The organism is Vibrio sp. 1641, from assembly GCF_033339995.1.
GTDB classification, from domain to species: Bacteria; Pseudomonadota; Gammaproteobacteria; order Enterobacterales; family Vibrionaceae; genus Vibrio; species Vibrio alginolyticus.
Genome location: NZ_JAWOVP010000520.1, coordinates 1 through 515, shown reverse-complemented (window position 1 = coordinate 515; position 515 = coordinate 1). Strand labels below are relative to the sequence as shown.

The following is a 515-nucleotide window of genomic DNA, read 5'->3' as shown; positions in this document are numbered from 1 at the left end:
CTCAGTTATTCTAGGAGACCCTTCTAGAGGAACCATGATAATGAAACTGGATGAGTTTGAAAAATATTATCAAGGAATTGTGTTACTGGTCCGTAACGAAGCGGAAATGGGACGGTCTAGCTTTATAACCAATGATAATTTCACCGTATATCAAAGATCACCATTAAAAACAGGAGTGTCTAGAGATTCCTTAGGGGTATTTAGCATTACTCTCCCAGTTTCCGGTGAAAATTAATATAACATTGTTTTAAATAACTTTAAGAGCTTAACAACCTGAAAGGCCTGCATTATGAACTACAATAAATTTTTGTTAGTGCTTTGTATGCTAATACCTCATTTTAATGTGGATGCTAAAGATGTTGGCCTACAAGAGCTTACTCCTCTTTCAAATTCATCTTTAGAAGAATATCGAGGTGGTTTCCAAATTACGGACGAGTATATTATTAATATTGGATTAAGCATTACTACGACTATAAATGGCGATGATATTTTGAACACAAATATTGCCAACTTAG

General features: G+C 34.4%; 1 protein-coding gene and 1 pseudogene. Both read left to right on the top strand.

The window, feature by feature from the left end:
* Positions 1-235, top strand: a 235-nt coding sequence (locus tag R7Z47_RS26905; protein ID WP_318131032.1) for a cysteine peptidase family C39 domain-containing protein, incomplete at its 5' end; no start/stop codon positions are given.
* A gap of 54 nt (positions 236-289) precedes the next feature.
* Positions 290-515, top strand: a pseudogene (locus R7Z47_RS26900) (hypothetical protein); the annotation flags it as partial.